The organism is Pseudomonas sp. CM25, from assembly GCF_013179705.1.
In the GTDB taxonomy this organism is placed as follows: domain Bacteria; phylum Pseudomonadota; class Gammaproteobacteria; order Pseudomonadales; family Pseudomonadaceae; genus Aquipseudomonas.
On the sequence record NZ_JABMCW010000088.1, the window covers coordinates 1 to 18364 of the forward strand.

General features: G+C 63.6%; 16 protein-coding genes. 4 read left to right on the forward strand and 12 right to left on the reverse strand.

All coding sequences use genetic code 11. The features are described from left to right. Positions 1 to 155 precede the first annotated feature (155 nt). From gabD to HP546_RS12090, 3 genes are all read left to right on the forward strand, one after another. The gene (gene gabD, locus HP546_RS12080; protein ID WP_172225001.1) at positions 156 to 1598 is read left to right on the forward strand and encodes an NADP-dependent succinate-semialdehyde dehydrogenase; all 1443 of its coding nucleotides are present in this window, start codon (positions 156 to 158) and stop codon (positions 1596 to 1598) included. A gap of 181 nt (positions 1599 to 1779) precedes the next feature. Then, positions 1780 to 3057, forward strand: coding sequence for a 4-aminobutyrate--2-oxoglutarate transaminase (gabT, locus tag HP546_RS12085; protein WP_172225005.1), 1278 nt, complete (start codon positions 1780 to 1782; stop codon positions 3055 to 3057). A gap of 139 nt (positions 3058 to 3196) precedes the next feature. Continuing rightward, positions 3197 to 4456, forward strand: coding sequence for a response regulator (locus tag HP546_RS12090; RefSeq protein WP_172225008.1), 1260 nt, complete (start codon positions 3197 to 3199; stop codon positions 4454 to 4456). Between the two features lie 128 nt (positions 4457 to 4584). Here the strand turns inward: HP546_RS12090 and HP546_RS12095 are convergent, their stop codons facing one another. Further along, entirely contained in the window at positions 4585 to 5613 is a 1029-nt protein-coding gene (locus HP546_RS12095; RefSeq protein ID WP_172225011.1) for a sensor domain-containing diguanylate cyclase, read from the reverse strand. 100 nt (positions 5614 to 5713) lie between these two features. Next, a complete protein-coding gene (desA, locus tag HP546_RS12100; protein ID WP_172225014.1) occupies positions 5714 to 6898 on the reverse strand; it encodes a delta-9 fatty acid desaturase DesA in 1185 nt (394 codons plus the stop codon). A 146-nt stretch (positions 6899 to 7044) separates the two neighbouring features. On the opposite strand from desA, the gene dibA reads away from it, so the two are divergent. Further along, positions 7045 to 8940: a phosphodiesterase DibA gene (dibA, locus tag HP546_RS12105; RefSeq protein ID WP_172225017.1), complete on the forward strand. Its 1896-nt coding sequence runs from the start codon at positions 7045 to 7047 to the stop codon at positions 8938 to 8940. Positions 8941 to 9056: 116 nt separating this feature from the next. Here dibA and HP546_RS12110 read toward each other — a convergent pair whose 3' ends face one another. The 10 genes from HP546_RS12110 to HP546_RS31110 form a co-directional block, all read right to left on the reverse strand. Next, positions 9057 to 9701 carry a methionine ABC transporter permease gene (locus HP546_RS12110; protein WP_172225020.1) on the reverse strand — a complete coding sequence of 215 codons (645 nt, stop codon included), beginning with the start codon at positions 9699 to 9701 and terminating at the stop codon, positions 9057 to 9059. Next, positions 9691 to 10800 carry a methionine ABC transporter ATP-binding protein gene (locus HP546_RS12115; protein WP_172225023.1) on the reverse strand — a complete coding sequence of 370 codons (1110 nt, stop codon included), beginning with the start codon at positions 10798 to 10800 and terminating at the stop codon, positions 9691 to 9693. Before HP546_RS12115 ends, HP546_RS12110 begins: the two co-directional genes overlap by 11 nt. A 1-nt stretch (position 10801) precedes the next feature. After that, the gene (locus HP546_RS12120) at positions 10802 to 11608 is read right to left on the reverse strand and encodes a MetQ/NlpA family ABC transporter substrate-binding protein (protein WP_172225026.1); all 807 of its coding nucleotides are present in this window, start codon (positions 11606 to 11608) and stop codon (positions 10802 to 10804) included. After that, entirely contained in the window at positions 11601 to 12992 is a 1392-nt protein-coding gene (locus tag HP546_RS12125) for an LLM class flavin-dependent oxidoreductase (protein ID WP_172225029.1), read from the reverse strand. Before HP546_RS12125 ends, HP546_RS12120 begins: the two co-directional genes overlap by 8 nt. After that, the gene (locus HP546_RS12130) at positions 12992 to 14173 is read right to left on the reverse strand and encodes an SfnB family sulfur acquisition oxidoreductase (RefSeq protein WP_172225032.1); all 1182 of its coding nucleotides are present in this window, start codon (positions 14171 to 14173) and stop codon (positions 12992 to 12994) included. Before HP546_RS12130 ends, HP546_RS12125 begins: the two co-directional genes overlap by 1 nt. 151 nt (positions 14174 to 14324) lie before the next feature. Beyond that, complete coding sequence (locus HP546_RS12135; RefSeq protein ID WP_172225035.1) at positions 14325 to 15566, reverse strand: SfnB family sulfur acquisition oxidoreductase; 1242 nt, start codon at positions 15564 to 15566, stop codon at positions 14325 to 14327. 263 nt (positions 15567 to 15829) lie between these two features. Next, complete coding sequence (gene tcyN / locus HP546_RS12140; RefSeq protein WP_172225038.1) at positions 15830 to 16588, reverse strand: L-cystine ABC transporter ATP-binding protein TcyN; 759 nt, start codon at positions 16586 to 16588, stop codon at positions 15830 to 15832. Positions 16589 to 16590: 2 nt separating this feature from the next. Further along, a complete protein-coding gene (tcyL, locus tag HP546_RS12145) occupies positions 16591 to 17259 on the reverse strand; it encodes a cystine ABC transporter permease (RefSeq protein ID WP_172225041.1) in 669 nt (222 codons plus the stop codon). After that, a complete protein-coding gene (tcyJ, locus tag HP546_RS12150; RefSeq protein ID WP_172225044.1) occupies positions 17256 to 18050 on the reverse strand; it encodes a cystine ABC transporter substrate-binding protein in 795 nt (264 codons plus the stop codon). The genes tcyL and tcyJ overlap by 4 nt, the downstream gene beginning before the upstream one ends. Positions 18051 to 18121: 71 nt before the next feature. After that, positions 18122 to 18364, reverse strand: a 243-nt coding sequence (locus HP546_RS31110; protein WP_218584501.1) for a hypothetical protein, incomplete at its 5' end; no start/stop codon positions are given.

An 18364-nucleotide genomic window follows, 5' to 3' on the forward strand; every position in this document is an offset into this window, starting at 1 on the left:
GTGAAATTTCCGCCCGGCTGTTCAACCATTTGTTCTTTTTTTCGAACAGCCTATTGTCCAACACCCCAGCAGCCGCTTAGCATTCGTTTGAGATTTCAAACGCTCGATGCCCTGCCTTGGGCGCTTTTCAACAATCAACAATTCGGGAAGCCGACATGCAGCTCAAAGACGCTCAGTTGTTCCGCCAGCAAGCCTATATCAATGGTGAGTGGCTGGATGCGGACAATGGCCAGACCATCAAGGTGACCAACCCGGCCACCGGCGAAGTCATCGGCACCGTGCCGAAGATGGGCACTGCGGAAACCCGCCGCGCCATCGAAGCCGCCGACAAGGCCCTGCCGGCCTGGCGTGCCCTGACCGCCAAGGAGCGTTCGACCAAGCTGCGTCGCTGGTTCGAACTGATGATCGAGAACCAGGACGACCTGGCTCGCCTGATGACCACCGAGCAAGGCAAGCCGCTGGCTGAAGCCAAGGGCGAAATCGCCTACGCCGCCTCGTTCATCGAGTGGTTCGCCGAAGAAGCCAAGCGCGTCTACGGCGACACCATCCCGGGTCACCAGCCAGACAAGCGCCTGATCGTCATCAAGCAGCCAATCGGCGTTACCGCGGCCATCACCCCGTGGAACTTCCCGGCCGCCATGATCACCCGTAAAGCCGGCCCGGCCCTGGCCGCTGGCTGCACCATGGTGCTCAAGCCTGCCTCGCAGACCCCGTACTCCGCCCTGGCCCTGGTTGAACTGGCCCACCGTGCCGGCATCCCGGCTGGCGTGCTGAGCGTGGTTACCGGCAGCGCCGGCGAAGTTGGTGGCGAGCTGACCGGCAACTCCCTGGTGCGCAAGCTGTCCTTCACCGGCTCGACCGAAATCGGTCGCCAGCTGATGCAGGAATGCGCCAAGGACATCAAGAAGGTTTCCCTGGAGCTGGGTGGCAACGCCCCGTTCATCGTGTTCGACGACGCCGACCTGGACAAGGCGGTCGAGGGCGCGATCATCTCCAAGTACCGTAACAACGGCCAGACCTGCGTCTGCGCCAACCGTATCTACGTGCAGGACGGCGTTTACGACGCGTTCGCCCAGAAGCTGGCCGCTGCCGTTGCCAAGCTGAAGATCGGTAACGGCCTGGAAGACGGCACCACCACTGGCCCGCTGATCGACGGCAAGGCTGTCGCCAAGGTTCAGGAACACATCGAAGATGCCGTTTCCAAAGGCGCCAAGGTGCTGTCCGGTGGCAAGCTGATCGAAGGCAACTTCTTCGAGCCGACCATCCTGGTCGACGTACCGAAGACCGCTGCCGTCGCCAAGGAAGAGACCTTCGGCCCACTGGCGCCACTGTTCCGCTTCCAGGACGAAGCCGAAGTCATCGCCATGTCCAACGACACCGAGTTCGGCCTGGCTTCGTACTTCTACGCCCGTGACATGAGCCGTGTGTTCCGTGTTGCCGAAGCCCTGGAATACGGCATGGTGGGTATCAACACCGGCCTGATTTCCAACGAAGTTGCACCGTTCGGTGGCATCAAGGCTTCGGGCCTGGGTCGCGAAGGTTCCAAGTACGGTATCGAGGACTACCTCGAAATCAAATACCTGTGCATCAGCGTTTGATAGCACGGTAAAGGCTTTACCTCTGCCAGCGGGGCGCGAGAGCGACGTCTCGCTGGCCTTTTTTACATGTGGTACCTGGTGGCCAGGGCGTTTGCGGCAGTCGATCAACGAATACTGTTCGCCAGCACACCCAGCCACCCCCGAATAAAAGCGCCATTCCTGTCGGCGCAATGAGGGCATTATGAGCAAGACCAACGAATCCTTGATGCAACGTCGTGTAGCCGCCGTCCCACGTGGCGTCGGCCAGATCCACCCGATCTTCGTCGACACCGCGAAGAACTCGACCGTGATCGACGTTGAAGGCCGCGAACTGATCGACTTCGCCGGCGGCATCGCAGTACTGAACACCGGCCACCTGCACCCGAAAGTGGTCGCGGCCGTTCAAGAGCAGCTGACCAAGGTCAGCCACACCTGCTTCCAGGTGCTGGCCTACGAACCCTACGTAGAGCTGTGCGAAAAGATCAACAAGCTGGTACCAGGCGACTTCGACAAGAAGACCCTGCTGGTCACCACCGGCTCCGAAGCCGTTGAAAACGCCGTGAAGATCGCCCGTGCCGCCACTGGCCGCGCTGGTGTAATCGCCTTCACCGGCGCGTACCACGGCCGCACCATGATGACCCTGGGCCTGACCGGCAAGGTCGTGCCGTACTCCGCTGGCATGGGCCTGATGCCAGGCGGCGTGTTCCGCGCGCTGTTCCCGAACGAGCTGCACGGTGTGAGCGTTGACGAAGCCATCGCTTCGGTCGAGCGTATCTTCAAGAACGACGCCGAGCCTAAAGACATCGCCGCAATCATCCTCGAGCCAGTACAAGGCGAAGGCGGCTTCCTGCCAGCGCCGAAAGAGCTGATGAAGCGCCTGCGCGCCCTGTGCGACCAGCACGGCATTCTGCTGATCGCCGACGAAGTACAGACTGGCGCTGGCCGTACCGGCACCTTCTTCGCCATGGAGCAGATGGGCGTCGCGCCTGACCTGACCACCTTCGCCAAATCCATCGCTGGCGGCTTCCCGCTGGCCGGTGTCTGCGGCAAGGCCGAGTACATGGACGCCATCGCTCCGGGCGGCCTGGGCGGTACCTACGCCGGTTCGCCGATCGCTTGCGCTGCGGCCCTGGCCGTGATCGAAGTGTTCGAAGAAGAGAAACTGCTGGACCGCAGCAAGGCTGTAGGTGAGCGCCTGACCACCGGCCTGCGCGAAATCCAGAAGAAGCACCCGATCATCGGCGACGTCCGTGGCATGGGTTCGATGATTGCCGTCGAAGTGTTCGAGAAAGGCACTCACACCCCTGACGCTGCTGCTGTTGGCCAGGTTGTGGCCAAGGCACGTGACAAGGGTCTGATCCTGCTGTCCTGCGGCACCTACGGCAACGTCCTGCGTATCCTGGTCCCGCTGACCGCCGAAGACGCACTGCTGGACAAAGGCCTGGCCATCATCGAAGAGTGCTTCGCTGAACTCGCCTGATGTGACACGCTTCTGAAAAAACCCGCCTCGGCGGGTTTTTTTTATGCCCAGAAAAGCCTAGGGGCGCTATGGTTGTCGGAGGACTGGCTTAGGAAGCTGCGAAGGATTGTGTGTCAGGGCTATTCAGGAGTAGTTGGCGATGAACGCTGCAGACCCCACCCCGCCCAGCGTGCTGATTGTCGAGGGCGACCCCTGGGTACGTGACATGCTACGGGAGATGCTGCTCAGCGTGCGTTGCGACGCCCGCCTGCAGGTATGCGCCGACGGCTCGCAGGCGCTGACCGCCTTGTCCAGCAAACCTGACCTGATCATTGCTGCTCGCGAGCTGGCTGGCGTCGATGGCCTCGATCTGCTGCGCAAGGTGCGCGCAAAAGGGCCGGGGTTGCCGTTCATCCTCATGAGCAACCGCAGCGACAGCGCCAGCGTGCGCGAAGCACTGCCCCTGCACCCGACCGCCTACCTGAGCAAGCCGCTGAACCTGGACACCCTGCGCAAGCGCCTGGAAGAGCTGCTGGTGGCCGTTGGCGAGGAGATCCTCTGCCCGGTGCCAGCCTTGCAGGAAGGTGCCAGCCTGCCGGCCTACCTTGAGCAGCGCCGAGCTACCGCTGATGGCGGGCCGCTGCTGGCCGACGTGCAGGTGGCGATCAAGCGCGCCCTCAACCCTCAGGGGTTGAACCTGAAGGTGCTCGAAGAGGAAGTGCGCAGCGACCCTCAGGTGACTGCCGTGTTGATTGCAGCAGCAAACAGCGCAGCATTGCACCGCGACGCACCTGTGCAGACGTTGCTGCAGGCGCTGAACAAGCTGGGCACCACCCAGAGCATGAACCTGATCCTGGGCATGACCCTCAAGCGCAGCGCACGCCTCAGCGACCCGCTGCTGGCGCAGCATGCGGCGCATTACTGGAACCTTTCCCTGCACACGGCCGAATATGGCCGCACCTTGGCGCGCCTGCTCGAGCTGGACGAAGGGCGTTGTTATTGCGCGGGCTTGCTGCATTGCCTGGGCGACCTGGCGGTGCTGCGCTGCCTGCAGGAATGGCAGCTGGCCGGCGGCGAGCTGGACCAGGACAAGGTCCAGCTGTCACTTAATGAATTCGGTGCTGCATTCGGCTCGGCGCTGCGTACCCGCTGGCGTTTGCCGCTGGCACTGCGCGAGTTGATCGCGGCGATCTACCAGCTGGGCGGGGGTGTGTATTCGCGGGAAATCCTGGCCATGAACCTGGCTGGGCAGTTGTCCCGGTTACCGGCTGAGCAGGGGTTGGAGAAGGTGGCCGGCGGCAAGACGGCGCGTTTGCTCAAGTTGGGTTTGCCGGAGCTGAGCCGGTTGCGCAAGGTGGAAAGTCCTGAAACCAAGCCGCAGGAAGAGCCGCCGATGGCTGAGGCCGAAGTGTCGGGCTGATGTTGGGGCCGCTTTGCGGCCCATCGCCGGCAAGCCAGCTCCCACCTCGACCGTATTGACCTTACGCCCTCGGCAGTACATGTGGGAGCTGGCTTGCCGGCGATGGGGGGCAAAGCACCCCCAGGTTCTCAGCCGCGGACGATCTGGTTCTTGCCCTGCCGCTTGGCCTGGTACATCGCCGCATCGGCCCGGGCATACAAGCTGTCCAGTGTCACGTCTTCATCGGTCAGCCCGGTCAGCCCCTGGCTCACTGTTACCCCGTAGGTCTGCTCCCCATGGCTGAAACTCAAACGCTGAATCTGCCGCTGCAGGCGCTCTGCAATCTGTTCGGCTACCTCGGCACTGCAACCCGGGAAAACCGCCGCAAATTCTTCGCCACCAATACGCCCGAACAGGTCGCCACGGCGTAGCACGGCCTTGCCGCTGTCGGCGATCTGCTGCAACACCTGGTCGCCTTCCTGGTGGCCATAGCTGTCGTTGATGCGCTTGAAGTCGTCGATGTCCAGTAGCAGGAAGGCCAGCGGGGTACCGTCTTCACGGGCGCTGTCGAAGGCCTGCTGGGCGCATTCGAAGAAGTGCCGACGGTTGCTGCTCTGGGTCAGCACGTCGGTGGTGGCCAGGCGCTGCAGTTCGCCCTCAAGCTGCTTTTTCTCGGTGATATCTTCGGCGATGCCGACAATGATCACCCGGTCGCCATCGTGCTGCTGGTTGATGTAGCACTTGTCGCTCAGCCAGCGCACCTGGCCGTCAGCGTTGATGATGCGGTATTCGCGGTCTTCCACCGCGCCCTTGAGCAGCACCTGGGCCAGGCTGCGCTCGGCGAACTCCAGGTCGTCGGGGTAGATGCTGTCGCGCCACTCGTTGAAGTCGGCCATTACCAGGCTGGTCGGGCGGCCGAAGATGCGTTCGTAGGCGGGGCTCACGTACAACACCTGGCGGGTTTCCCAGTCGAAGGCCCAGAGCACCGCGTTGACGCTATCGAGCAGCGAGCTGAACAGCTGCTCGCGTTCGCTCAGGCGGGCAACCTCGCCTTGGGCATGCAGCAGCGCAAGCAGCGTCTGGGCGGCTTCGGGAGGCGGTGTCCCGGTTAGCGTCGTTGGAATGTTCTTGGCCATGTGCACAAAGCAGGTCTCGACAGGAAAGCGTGCGGCCAGCATCCGGCCCGCCACGCGGGCGATGTGCCGTTTTTGAGTAGAGACGAAGGGGTGAAGTTCCGGTCGGCACGCCCCGCCAGCTGGGCGTACCGATCAACGGCGGTCAGGCGCTGGTAGGGCGCAACGAGTAGGTCTTGAGTTGTGCCGCGAAGTCGCGCAGGGCATGGATACCGCTGGTTTCGGCTTCGTGTACCCAGTCCTTCATGGCCGCCAGCATGTCGTGGCCGTTGGCGCTGGTGCGCGCCCAGATCTGCTGCAGGGCCAGGCGTTTTTCGTAGATGGTCTTCAGCGCCTGGCTGTGGGCCAACAACGACTCGATGCGCACGTGGTGGCGGTCTTCCAGCAGGCTGGTCTCACGCGACAGCAGGCGCTTGGCCCGGCGGAAGTGGTGACTCACCGAGGCATCGACCCGTGCCAGCTCCTGCTTGACCAGCGGGCCGATCACCAGCTTGCGGTACTGGGCCATGATCTGGAAACGGTTGTTGAGGATGGCCATGGCGGTGTCCATGTCCAGGCTGGCCTTGCCGGCAACCCGGTGGGCAATGGGTGCCACGCGCTGCACCTTGGCCAGGCGCAGCAGGCAGAACAGGCGGATCCACGCCCAGCCCATATCGAACTCCCAGCGCTTGACCGACAGCTTGGCCGAGTTGGGGTAGGTGTGGTGGTTGTTGTGCAGCTCTTCGCCACCAATGACGATGCCCCACGGCACCAGGTTGGTGGCGGCGTCGCGGCATTCGAAGTTGCGGTAGCCGACGGCGTGGCCCAGGCCGTTGACCACGCCGGCGGCCCAGAACGGTATCCACATCATCTGCACCGCCCAGATGGTGATGCCGATGGTGCCGAACAGCAGCAGGTCGATCACCGCCATCAGCACGATGCCGCCCAGCTTGTAACGCGAGTAGAGGTTGCGCTCGATCCAGTCATCCGGGCAGTTCTTGCCGTAGATGCGCAGGGTTTCGGGGTTGCGCGCCTCTTCACGGTACAGCTCGGCGCCTTTGCGCAGCACTGTGCCCAGGCCCTTGTACACCGGGCTGTGCGGGTCGTCGGGCGTCTCGCATTTGGCGTGGTGCTTGCGGTGGACGGCGGTCCACTCGCGGGTGTTCTGCGCCGTGGTCAGCCACAGCCAGAAGCGGAAGAAGTGCTTGAGCGCGCCGTTGAGCTCCAGCGCCCGGTGCGCGGAGTAGCGGTGCAGGTAGACCGTGACGCAGACAATGGTCACATGGGTCATCAACAAGGTGATGCCGACCAGTTGCCAGGCCGACAAGTCGAGCAGGCCGTTGTACCACATAGGTGTAAAAACCCTCGGAATGCAGGAGGAGGGGCTGATTATCCCTTGGTGGGGAAATAAAACCAGTCACCCCTTCAGATAGGAAGTCACGACATGTTTCAGCCTTTATAATGCCCCATCCCTGGTCATGGCCTACCCCACCCGACATGTCTGTTTCCGTTCGCGACGCCTTGCGCATGGCTGCGCTGTATGTGGTGCTCTCGATCCTCTGGCTGGCCCTGGCCGAGGTGATGCTGCACAGCATGACTGATGACCCCCTGGCCTTGACCGTGGGGCGACAGATCAATGTGGTGGTCTGGGTGCTGCTCAGTGCCGTACTGATTTACGTGTCACGTGTGCGCCTGCTCAATTTCATTGGTGCGGGCGCACGCTTGCGTTGCGAAGACCGTGAACGGCTGCGCATGGCTGCCGCGGTGTTCGACAGCACGCTGGAAGGCGTGCTGGTGACCGACCGCCAGGGCCTGATTGTGCACGTCAACCGAGCCTTCATGCGTATCACCGGCTATCAGCAGGACGAAGTCATCGGCCAGCGGCCGAGCAAGTTCAAGTCCGGCCGCCATGGCCTGGCGTTTTACCAGCAGATCTTCGCCACCCTGGCCGAAAAGGGCGAGTGGAGCGGCGAAATCTGGAACCGACGCAAAAGCGGCGAAATCTACCCGCAGTGGCAAACCATCTGTGCCATCCGCGATGACGAGGGTGAGGTCAGCCATTACGTGGCGGTGTTCAGCGACATCAGCGCGATCAAGCATTCGGAGCAGGAACTGGCCTACCTGGCCCATCACGACCCGTTGACCGGGCTGCCCAACCGGCTGCTGTTCACTGACCGGCTGGAGCAGGCGCTGGCGGCGGCGCAGGCCAACAAGCGCGGCTGTGCCCTGTTGTTGCTCGACCTCGACCACTTCCAGAGCATCAACGACGGCCTGGGCCACACCATCGGCGACCAGCTGCTGAAGCTGGTGGGCGAGCGCCTGGTGCAAGTGCTGGGTACGGGCGTGACCCTGGCCCGCCTGGGCGGTGACGAATTCGGCGTACTGGCCGAAAACTGCCAGCAGGTTGGCCAGGCGGGCAAGCTGGCGCAGTGCATCATCGAACGCATGCGCGAGCCGTTTCTGTTCGACGGTCATCGCCTGTTTATCAGTGTCAGTGCCGGTATCGGCCTGTTCCCCAGCGACGCGTTGAGTGCCGGGCAATTGCTGCGTAACGCCGACTCGGCGTTGTACAAGGCCAAGAGCAACGGGCGCGCGTGTTATGCGCTGTACACCGAGGAGCTGACCGCCCACGCCCAGCACCGGGTCGAGACGGCCGGCGAGCTGCGTCGGGCATTGGAGCAGGACGAGCTGCGGGTGTTTTTCCAGCCTGTGCATGACCTGGCGACGGGCAGCAAGGTCGGGGTCGAGGCGCTGGTGCGCTGGCAGCACCCTCAGCGCGGCCTGGTGCCACCGGGGGAGTTCATCCCGATTGCCGAGCGCACCGGGCTGATAGCCGAGATTGACACCTGGGTGCTGCGCCAGGCGTGCTGGCAGATGGTGCAATGGCAGGCCGAGGGCCGGCAGTTGGCATTTGTGGCAGTGAATATCTCCAGCCGCCTGTTTGGCCAGCACGATTTGTACCGGCAGGTGGCCGAGGTGTTGCACGACACCGGTCTGGCCCCTGCTTTGCTGGAGCTGGAGGTGACCGAGAGCGCGGTGATGGATGACCCGGAAGTGGCGCTTGAGCAGCTGCATCGGTTGCGTGAGCTGGGGGTGACCTTGGCCATTGATGATTTTGGTACGGGCTATTCGTCGTTGCTGCGGCTCAAGCGCTTGCCGGTGCAAAAGCTGAAGATCGACCAGGGCTTTGTTGCCGGGTTGCCGCTGGATGAGGATGACATCGCGATCGTGCGGGTCATCATCGCCCTGGCCCGCAGCATGGGCATGCAGGTGCATGCCGAAGGGATCGAGCAGGCGGAGCAGGCCGACTTCCTGCTGCAGGAGCAGTGTCAGCTGGGCCAAGGGTACTGGTTCGGGCGGCCGGTACCGGCTGCGGATCTGCGCTGGGATTGAAATTGCCGGGGCCGCTTTGCGGCCCTTTCGCGACACAAGGCCGCTCCTACAGGGATACGCGGTCGCCTGTAGGAGCGGCCTTGTGTCGCGAAAGGGCTGCAAAGCAGCCCCTGCATTCAACGCTTGTTCAAGCCTTTCGCCAAGCGGTCACCGCCCAGCTGGATCAGTGCCACCAGCGCCACCAGCATGGCAATCACGGTCAGCATGATCTGACTGTCGAAGCGCTGGTAGCCATATCGATAAGCAATATCCCCTAAGCCGCCGGCTCCGATGGCTCCGGCCATGGCCGAGGAGTTGATCAGGGTCACCAGGGTAATGGTGAAGCCGCCAACAATTCCCGGCAGCGCCTCGGGCAACAGCACGTGCCAGACGATGTGCCAGCGCCGGCAGCCCATGGCCTGTGCGGCTTCCACCAAACCATGGTCGACTTCGCGCAGGCTGACCTCGGCAATGCGCGCGAAGAACGGCGTTGCCGCGATGGTCAACGGCAGCACCGCCGCCCACACGCCATAAGTGGTACCCACCACCAGCCGGGTAAAGGGGATCAGCGCAACCATCAGGATCAGGAACGGTATCGAGCGGAACAGGTTGACGAACGCGCCCAGCACCCGGTTCAGCAGGGGCGCCTCGAAGATGCCACCTTTGTCGCTGGTGACCAGCAACACCGCCATCGGCACCCCCACCAGCAGGGCGACAAGCGATGACACACCAACCATCAGCAGGGTATCGAGCAAACCTTCGAGCAGGCGATCAAACCACATGGCCCAGTACCTCCACATCCTCGGCCCAGCGGCGGGCACGCTCCAGTAATTGATACGTGTCATGCGGCGAATGCTGTACCGACAGAATCAGCTGCCCCAAGGCATGCTCGCCAATGGTTTCCACACCACCCTGCAACAGGCGCACACGACCACCCAGCTCGTTGAACAGGGCAGACAGCTCGGGCTCGCCGAGCAGGGTCAGCTTCAGCACCACGGCACTGCCGCCGCTCGCCGGGCTGGCCCGCAAACTGGCTTGCAACGCCGCAGGCAAACGGGGCTGCAAGGGTGCCAGGAGGGTGCGGGTGACCTCGTGACGCGGGGCGCCGAACACCCGCCAGACTTCACCTTGCTCGACCACTTGGCCACGTTCGAGCACCACAACTCGGTGGCAGATATCGCGGATCACTGCCATTTCGTGGGTGATCAGCACGATGGTCAGGCCCAGGCGTTGGTTGATGTCGCGCAGCAGCTCAAGGATCGAGGCGGTGGTTTCCGGGTCCAGCGCCGAGGTGGCTTCGTCGCACAGCAGGATTTCGGGGTCGTGCACCAGCGCCCGGGCGATGCCCACGCGCTGTTTCTGCCCGCCGGAAAGCTGCGCCGGGTACATGTGGTGCTTGTCCTGCAGGCCGACCAGTTGCAGCAGGTCGGCCACCTTGCGCTGGCGCTCGGCCTTGGCCACGCCGGCCACCTTCAAGGGCAGCTCGACGTTCTGCCACACGGTCTTGGCCGACATCAGGTTGAAGTGCTGGAAGATCATGCCGATGCGCCGGCGCAGCGCCACCAGGTGGTCCTCGTCGAAGGGTGCGATGTCCACCTGGTCGATCAGCACCCGGCCCTGGCTGGGTTGCTCCAGGCGATTGATGGTGCGCAGCAACGACGACTTGCCGGCGCCGCTGCGGCCGATGATGCCGAAGATCTCGCCATGGCGGATGTTCAGGTCGATGCCGTGCAAGGCCGGTTGCGCTTGGCCTGGGTAGGTTTTGCCCAGGCCGATGAAGCGCACATGGGCCTGATTGACCTCCGGGCGCAGGGCCTGCTCCCTGGCCGTTGGCGGCAGTGGTTGTACGGTGGGCGCCCTGAGCGCGCTGGCCTGGCTCATGTCAGCCCTCCCAACCGGCCTGGTAGAGCTTGCCGTGGGCTTTGTCCAGGGCCGCACGCACGGCAGGCGAGTGCTGATAGATGTCGACGAACCTGGCCAGGCGCCGGTCGTCCTTGCTCTGTGGGCGAATGACGAACTGGATCACGTATTCCTTGTTTTCCAGGCCGTCGAACAGCAGCGCCGAGCCGGCGTCGAAGGTGTTGGCCAGGCGGATGTAGGCCGGGTAGCCCTGCACCAGGTCGGCGTCGTCATAGGCGCGCACCAGCTGCACGGCCTCGACCTGCAGGATCTTCAGCTTTTTCGGGTTGGCGACAATGTCGTCCTCGGTGGCCTTGTAGCCAACCCCGGGCTTGAGGGTGATCAGGCCTGCCTTGGCCAGCAACTGCAGACCACGCCCGCTGTTGATCGGGTCGTTGGCGATGGCCACGCTGGCACCGGCAGGCAGCTCGTCGAAGCTTTTGTACTTTTTCGAGTACAGCCCGACGTTGTTGATGATCCCCGGGGCATAGGGTACGAGGTTGAAGCCGGCAGCGGCCTTGGCGTTCTCCAGAAACGGGATGTGCTGGAAGTAGTTCACGTCGATATCGCCGCTGTTGAGGCTGACATTGGGCGCGATCCAGTCGCTGAATTCGATCAGCTTCACTTCCAGCCCCTGCTTGTGCGCCTCTTCCACGGCGGCTTCCAGTGGAATGGCAAAGGCGGAGGTGGTGCCGATCTTGAGCGGCTCGGCTGCCAGGGCGGTGGCGGACAGGCCGAGGCCGAGGCCAAGGGCAATGGCCGCGACGGGCCGGAACAGTTTTTCAAGCATGATGCAGGGCTCCAGTCGGGGCAGTGGTCGGGGTAAAGCGATAAGCCGCGCCAGGGTGGCCGGCGGGCAGGTGCGGGTGGTCGGCCTGGAACAGTTTTTCGCGCAGGGTGCCTTCGGCGTAGGCGGTCTTGTAGCGGCCGCGCTGTTGCAGGTGCGGGATGACCAGGTCGATAAAGTCCTCGAAACTTTCCGGAGTTACCGTGCGGGTCAGGTTGAAACCGTCCAGGCCGGTTTCGTCGACCCAGCCGATCAACTGCTCGGCCACTTGCTCGGGCGAGCCGACCAGGGTCACGTAGCGGCCTCCCAAGGCGTGCTGCTGCAGCAGGCGGCGCCGGGTCCAGGCGTTTTCCTGCAACTGGCGCGTGGCCGACTGGATCGCGTTGCCGTTGCTGGAGGCAATGGGTTCGTCCAGCGTGTAGGCGGCGAAATCGATGCCAGTGGAGGCGGCGAAGTGCGCCACCCCCGCCTCGGGGCTGGCATGGCGCAGGTACTCGGCATGCTTGGCCTGGGCCTGTTGCTCGGTCGGGGCGACGATCACCGTGATGCCCATGAACACCTTGACCGCCTGCGGATCGCGGCCGGCGGCCTCGGCGGCCGCGCGCACCTTGTCGACTTGGGCGCGGGTGGCAGCTTTGTCCTGACCACTGATGAACACGCACTCGGCATGGTTGCCGGCGAAGGCCAGGCCACGCTGCGAGCTGCCGGCCTGGAACAGCACCGGCGTGCGTTGCGGCGAGGGCTCGCTCAGGTGATAGCCCTCGACGGTGTAGAACTCGCCCTGGTGCTGCACCTTGCGCACCCGGTCTGGCTTGGCGTACACCCGTTGCTGGCGGTCGGCGACCACGGCATCGTCTGCCCAGCTGCCCTCCAGCAGCTTGTACAGCACCTGCAGGTACTCGTCGGCCTGGTCGTAGCGGCGGTCGTGTTCTGGTTGCCGGTCCAGGCCCATGGCCCGGGCGGCGCTGTCGAGGTAGCCGGTGACGATGTTCCAGCCCACCCGGCCATTGCTCAGGTGATCAAGGGTGGAAAGCCGCCGGGCAAACAGGTAAGGCGCCTCGTAGGTGAGGTTGGCGGTAAGGCCGAAACCCAGGTGGCGGGTGACGGCGGCCATGGCCGAGACCAGCAGCAGCGGGTCGTTGACCGGCAGCTGGATCGACTCCTTGAGGGTGACGTCCAGCGACTGGCCGTAGACGTCGTAGGTGCCGACGATATCGGCAATGAACAGCCCGTCGAACAGGCCACGCTCAAGCAGCCGCGCCAGGTCGGTCCAGTAGTCGAGGGTCTTGTACTGGGTCGAGGTATCCCGTGGGTGGGTCCACAGGCCGTGGTTGATGTGCCCGATGCAGTTCATGTTGAAGGCATTGAGCAGAATCTGCCTGGCCATCAGATGGTCCCCCGACGTGGCGGGTTGGTAGCATTGAGGTAGTAGTTGCCGATGGCGTGGTATTTCCAGCGTACCGGGTCGTGCAGGGTGTGCACGCGGGCGTTGCGCCAGTGGCGGTCCAGGTTGTGCTCGGCCAGGGTGGCCTGGCTGCCGCCCAGTTCGAACAGGGCGGTGCCGGCGGCAAGGGAAATCTCGGTGCTGATGGCGCGGGCTTCGGCGACGGCGATGGAGGCAGCGGCAACATTGTCGGCGCTGCTGTCGTCGCGCGCACGGTCCAGGTATTCGCCCGCCCGTTCCAGCAGGGCCTCGGCGGCATGCAGGCGGATCGCCAGGTGGCCGAAGCTTTTCAGCGTCAGCGGGTCATCGCTGGCGTTGTCCAGGCCGGAGTCGACCCAGGGGCGGCTGCGGGTGCGGACGAAATGCAGGGCATCCTCGTAAGCGGCGCGGGCAATGCCGGTATCGATGGCGGCATGGAGAATCTGCGCCAGCGGGCCGACCGGGGTAGGGCGCTCGAAGGCACTCTGGAATGGCACCACGTCGGCCGCGCTGACGAATACGTTGTCGAATACTACCGAGCCGCTGCCAGTGGTGCGTTGGCCAAAGCCGCTCCAGTCGTCGATCACCTGCAGCCCGTGGCTGTCGGCCGGAACGAACACCAGATGCTGCACGCCGTTTTCGTCGACCACCGAGGTGGGGATGCGCTGGGCGTAGATGGCGCCAGTGGAATAGAACTTGCGGCCGTTGATGCGGAAGCTGTCGCCGTCACGGCTCAGGCGGGTGGTGCGGTCGTTGGCAGTTTTGGTGCCCAGTTCGGCCAGGGCATTACCGAAGCGGCGGCCGGCGAGCACTTCGGCATACAGGCGTTGCTGCTGTTCGGCGCTGCCGTTTACCCGCAGTACTTCCAGGCCGTAAAAATGGTTTTGCGGGATCTGCCCGAGCGAGCCGTCGGCCTGGGCGATACGGGCGATGACCTTGGCCAGGGTGACGTTGGAAACGCCGGCGCCGCCGTAGGCCTTGGGCACGCTGATACCCCACAGGCCGGAGCGGGTGAACAGTTCGAGCTCGGCGTGCGGCAGGCGGCGCTCGCGGTCGCGCAGGGCGCTGTCGCGGCGCAGTTGTTGGGCGATGTCTTCGGCGACGGCCAGGGCTTGGGTGTCGCTGGTGATGATGTTTGTAGTCATGTTGTTCTCCGGGGGGCTTAGGGGCCGCTCCGCGCCCCAATCGCCGGCAAGCCAGCTCCCACAAGGACAGCACAGGTCCTGAAACCAGTGCCGGACCTGTGGGAGCTGGCTTGCCGGCGATGGGCTGCAACGCAGCCCCAGGGCCCGCAAATCAGATCCAGGAATGCCGCGCAGGCAGCGTGCCGTTCAGGTGGTAAGCGCCCACCGCGTGGTACTTCCAGCGCACCGGGTCATGCAGGGTGTGCACCCGGGCATTGCGCCAGTGGCGGTCGAGGTTGAACTCGGCAAGGGTGGCGCGGCTGCCGGCCAGTTCGAACAGTTTCTCGCTGGCCTGCAGGGCGATTTCGGTGGTCAGCACCTTGGCCTCGGCCACCGCGATCGAAGCCCGCGCTGCGCTGGCTGGGTCGATTGGCGCAGCGTTGACCTCGTCAAGCACCCGCGCGGCCTTGCGCAGTAGCGCTTCGGCGGCGTGCAGCTCGAGCTTCAGGCGGCCGATGTCGGCGATCACATAAGGATCGTCGCTGGCGCGGTCGACATTGGCTTCGATCCATGGCCGGGACTTTTCCCGCACGAAAGCGATTGCATCCTCGATTGCCGCCTCGGCGATGCCGGCATCGATCGCTGCCTGGATCAGCTGTGAGCTCGCGCCCTGGATGTTCGGGATATCCCGCTGGCGCCAATTGTCGATCAGCAGTTCTGCATCCACCGGCACCTGGTCCAGCAACACCGTGCCGCTGGCGGTGGTGCGCTGGCCGAACCCGGACCAGTCATCGACGATGCGCAGCCCCGGGCTGCCGCGACGCACAAACGCCAGGCGCTGTCGGCCTTCGTCGTCCAGTGCCTTTACCGCTACCCAGTGGGCGAACAGTGCGCCGGTGGAGTAGAACTTCTCGCCGCTGATGCGATAGCTGTCGCCTGCGCGGGTGATCCTGGCCTTGAGGGTAAGGGTGTCCTTGGTGCCGCGCTCGGGCCCGGCATTGCCGATGCGCCAACCATCGAGCACGCTGCGGAAGATCACCGCCTGTTGCGCCTCGGTGGCCGTAAGGCGCAGCAATTGCAGCATGCCGAACTGGTTCTGCGGGATCTGCCCCAGCGCCGGGTCGGCGGCGCTGATCAGGCGGAACACTTCGGCCACGGTTTCAAACGACACCTCGGGGCCGCCGTGGGCCTTGGGTACGCTGATGCTGCCCAGGCCACTGCGGGTGAACAGCTCGATCTCGGCCCAAGGCAGTTTGCGTTGCTGGTCGCGGCGGGCGGCTTGCTCGCGGGCGGCCTCGGCCAGTTCGCGGGCCGCTTGCAGGGCTTCGGCGTCATTGCGCAGAACCTTGGCCGGCAGCAGCAGGGGCGAGCTGTCGAGATCGCTGTGAAATTGGGTATCTGGCTGGCTTGACATCAGTGCCGCTCCTTGGCTGCACTCAATGCCCTGGCGATACGCACTGGGGTGATTGTGACCCTGACCATTCCTGACCTCACAAAAAAGTTACGTCGCTACAGCTGATCGCGACAGAAATGTGCTGGTCCGGTGGTCCGGTTTATATACCCTAATGGTTTATAAAAAGTTTATGAACTAACTTTTTGGAATATTTATAGAAGGAGGAATTGCTGTGGATGTTCCGGCCTCTTCGCAGGCGTGCCCGCGAAGAGGCCGGAACAGACTTACTCGGACGCCGCAGTCCCGAGGAACTTGCGCAGGAACTGCCGGGTACGTTCTTCCTTCGGCGCCGCAAACAGCGCCTTGGCCTCGCCCTGTTCCACGATCACGCCTTTGTCGAAGAAAATGACCCGGTTCGCCACATCCCTCGCAAAGCTCATCTCGTGGGTGACGATGATCATGGTGCGCTTTTCCTCGGCCAGGCCGCGGATGGTCGCCAGCACTTCACCGACCAGCTCCGGGTCCAGCGCCGAGGTGGGCTCGTCGAACAGGATCACCTCGGGCTCCATGGCCAACGCGCGGGCGATGGCCACCCGCTGCTGCTGGCCGCCGGACAGGCGCCTGGGGTAGGCGTCTTCCTTGCCCGCCAAGCCGACCTTGGCCAGCAGGCGCCGGCCCAGTTCGATGGCCTGCTCGCGGGGCGTCTTCTTGACGATTACCGGCCCTTCGATCACGTTTTCCAGGGCGGTGCGGTGGGGGAACAGGTTGAAGTTCTGGAACACGAACCCGGCCTGCTGGCGCAAACGGCGAATTGCACTTTGCTGACCACCCAGTGGGCGGTTGGCATCGATGCTGATGGCACCGATCTGGATCCGCCCGGCGTCGGGGGTTTCCAGCAGGTTCAGGCAGCGCAGAAAGGTGGTCTTGCCCGAGCCGCTGGGGCCGATGATGGCCACCACTTCGCCGGGGCGCACGGTCAGGTCGATGCCGTTGAGCACGGTCTGGCCCTTGAACCGCTTGGTCAGGCCTTTGACTTCAATCATGCTCATTGCTCCTGGTCATGCTGGTTGACCCGCGCTTCCATGCGGTTCTGGAAGTGCGCAAGGATACTGCACAGCACCCAGTAGATGACCGCGACCGCCACGTACATGGTGAACACTTCGAAGGTACGCGCGGTAATCAGCTGGGCCTGGCGGAACAGCTCGGGCACCTGGATGGTCGCCGCCAGGGCGGTGTCCTTGACCAGCGAGATGAAGCTGTTGCCCAGCGGTGGCAGGGCAGTGCGCAAGGCCTGTGGCAGGATCGCCCGGCGCATGGCCTGCACGCGGGTCATGCCGATGCTGGCTGCAGCTTCCCACTGGCCACGGTCGATCGAGGAGATCGCTGCCCGCAGGATTTCGCAGATATAGGCTGCCATGTTCAGCGACAGGCCAATCAGCGAAGCGGGGATGGGGTCGAGTTCAATGCCGATTTGCGGCATGCCGAAATAGATGACGAACAGCTGCACCAGCAGCGGCGTGCCGCGGAAAAACGACACGTAGATCCGCGCCAGCCAGTTCAGCGGCAAAATCTTCGACAGCCGCATCAGTGCCAGGGCAAAGCCCAGCACCAGGCCGAAGAACATGCCGCCAACGCTGAGCAGCACCGTATACCCCGCGCCCTTCAGCAGGAAGGGGGCGGAGTCGACAACGAGTTGCAGGCTTTCAGCGATCATTTGGTGACATCGGCACCGAAGTATTTCTCGGACAGCTTGGCCAGCGTGCCGTCAGCCTTGAGCTTGTCGATGGCCTTGTTGATCGCCGCCAGCAGCTCCGGCTCACCCTTGCGCAGGGCCACACCGCTTTCAAGGCGCGAGAAGGCTTCGCCAGCCAGTTCGGTGTCCTTGGCTTTTTGCGCGTATTCCAGCGCAGCCAGGCGGTCGATCAGGATGGCGTCGATGCGGCCGTTGCGCAGGTCGGCGAACTTGCTCGGGTCGTCCTCATAGGTACGCACTTCGGCCTTTGGCACGTCCTGCTTCACCCACTGCTCGTAGTTGGTGCCCAGGCCCACGCCGACCTTCTTGCCGGCCAGGTCCTGCGCGGTCTTGATATTCAACTGCTCGGCTTTCTTCTTCAGGATCAGCGCCTGGATGCCGGAAACGGTGTAGGGCTCGGAGAAGTCGTACTTCTTCTTGCGCTCTTCGGAAATGGTCACCTGGTTGATGACCACATCCAGTCGCTTGGACTCCAGTGCGGCAAGAATGCCATCCCACTTGGTCGGCTGCACCTTGGCCTTGACGCCCAGCTCCTTGGCGATCAGCTCGGACAGCTCCACCTCGAAGCCGCTCAGCTTGCCGTTCTCGTCCTGAAAGCTGAACGGTGGGTAGGTGCCTTCAAGGCCGACGTTGATCACGCCTTTTTCCTGGATGGTCTTCAGCTGCTCGCCGGCGAAGGCCTGGCCGAGCAGGCCGGCGCCCAGCAGGACTGCCAGGCTGGCGTTGAGTAGCGGTTTGGCGAATATCGACATGTCAGAGCCCCGCGCTTGTTGTGTAAGTAGTGGGTGGCGACTATAGGGTTGGCTTCTTAGTCCAGGAAATACTAAAAAATTATTTTGTTATTTCCTTTTGTTTTATTGCCAGGTGTTGGCTGCTTTTGAGGGTAGGCGAGGTTCTCCGCGCCGTCATCGCCGCTTATGCCTGACTTAGCGCAGGATGGAATAAAGCGTTGTTTTTTCCAAGGGACGGATTTGCCGTAAAGTGGATTGCACGCAGGCAGGTCTGGCCCTTTCGCGGGTGAACCCGCTCCCACAGGCGCCGTGACATCAGTGGGAGCGGGTTCACC

Bases quoted from the DNA above. Each gene is read 5' to 3' on its own strand.
- gabD (WP_172225001.1), top strand. From the start codon at position 156: ATGCAGCTCAAAGACGCTCAGTTGTTCCGCCAGCAAGCCTATATCAAT.
- gabT (WP_172225005.1), top strand. From the start codon at position 1,780: ATGAGCAAGACCAACGAATCCTTGATGCAACGTCGTGTAGCCGCCGTC.
- HP546_RS12125 (WP_172225029.1), bottom strand. From the start codon at position 12,992: ATGGCCAGGCAGATTCTGCTCAATGCCTTCAACATGAACTGCATCGGG.
- tcyJ (WP_172225044.1), bottom strand. From the start codon at position 18,050: ATGTCGATATTCGCCAAACCGCTACTCAACGCCAGCCTGGCAGTCCTG.
- HP546_RS12110 (WP_172225020.1), bottom strand. From the start codon at position 9,701: ATGTGGTTTGATCGCCTGCTCGAAGGTTTGCTCGATACCCTGCTGATG.
- HP546_RS12120 (WP_172225026.1), bottom strand. From the start codon at position 11,608: ATGCTTGAAAAACTGTTCCGGCCCGTCGCGGCCATTGCCCTTGGCCTC.
- HP546_RS12130 (WP_172225032.1), bottom strand. From the start codon at position 14,173: ATGACTACAAACATCATCACCAGCGACACCCAAGCCCTGGCCGTCGCC.
- HP546_RS12090 (WP_172225008.1), top strand. From the start codon at position 3,197: ATGAACGCTGCAGACCCCACCCCGCCCAGCGTGCTGATTGTCGAGGGC.
- dibA (WP_172225017.1), top strand. From the start codon at position 7,045: ATGTCTGTTTCCGTTCGCGACGCCTTGCGCATGGCTGCGCTGTATGTG.
- HP546_RS12135 (WP_172225035.1), bottom strand. From the start codon at position 15,566: ATGTCAAGCCAGCCAGATACCCAATTTCACAGCGATCTCGACAGCTCG.
- desA (WP_172225014.1), bottom strand. From the start codon at position 6,898: ATGTGGTACAACGGCCTGCTCGACTTGTCGGCCTGGCAACTGGTCGGC.
- tcyL (WP_172225041.1), bottom strand. From the start codon at position 17,259: ATGATCGCTGAAAGCCTGCAACTCGTTGTCGACTCCGCCCCCTTCCTG.
- tcyN (WP_172225038.1), bottom strand. From the start codon at position 16,588: ATGATTGAAGTCAAAGGCCTGACCAAGCGGTTCAAGGGCCAGACCGTG.
- HP546_RS12095 (WP_172225011.1), bottom strand. From the start codon at position 5,613: ATGCTGGCCGCACGCTTTCCTGTCGAGACCTGCTTTGTGCACATGGCC.
- HP546_RS12115 (WP_172225023.1), bottom strand. From the start codon at position 10,800: ATGAGCCAGGCCAGCGCGCTCAGGGCGCCCACCGTACAACCACTGCCG.